This window comes from Shewanella sp. AS1, assembly GCF_021412565.1.
Taxonomy (GTDB): Bacteria; Pseudomonadota; Gammaproteobacteria; order Enterobacterales; family Shewanellaceae; genus Shewanella.
This window is the reverse complement of record NZ_JAKCLJ010000027.1, coordinates 1-619: the sequence shown is the minus strand read 5'-3', so window position 1 is coordinate 619 and position 619 is coordinate 1. Positions and strand designations below refer to the sequence as shown.

Here is a 619-nt window from a genome sequence, read left to right as displayed (position 1 = left end):
TCACTGGCTGAAGGTCAGCAGCAAGTCATTAGCGTCGATGTCACCGGCACCGACAGCCAAGGTGCGTCTGATGTGCAGACCCTGACCATTACGGTCACCGGCACCAACGATGCGCCCACCGTTGCAGTGGCACTGACTGACCAAAGCGTTGACCAAGACGCCGCCTTTAGCTTTGGCGTGCCTGCGGGCACGTTTGCGGATATCGACACAGGTGACAGCTTAACCCTGTCAGCCTCCGGTTTACCGACCTGGTTAGCCTTTGATGCCGCCACCGGTAAGTTCAGCGGCACCCCTGGCAACAGCGATGTGGGGACTCAGGCCATTACCGTCACTGCCACCGACAATCACGGCGGTAGTGTATCCAGTACCTTCGATTTGGTGGTTAATAACCTCAACGATGCGCCAGTGCTTAACCCAATTGCAGCAGTGTCACTTAAAGAAGATGATGCGGTTTATTCCGGCACTATCACCTCCACCGATATCGATGTGGGTGACACGGCGACCTATTCGATTGCCAACGCCGTTCCAGGCTTTACCTTAAACGCCGATGGCAGTTACAGCTTTGATCCTAGTGATGCAGCCTATCAATCTTTGGCCGAAGGCGATCCACTGACCCTAA

Annotated in this window: 1 protein-coding gene; it reads left to right on the top strand. The window is 55.1% G+C overall.

Annotated elements, in window-relative coordinates:
- The coding region (locus tag LZP69_RS15875; protein WP_234201689.1) for a putative Ig domain-containing protein at window positions 1-619 on the top strand (619 nt) is incomplete at both ends.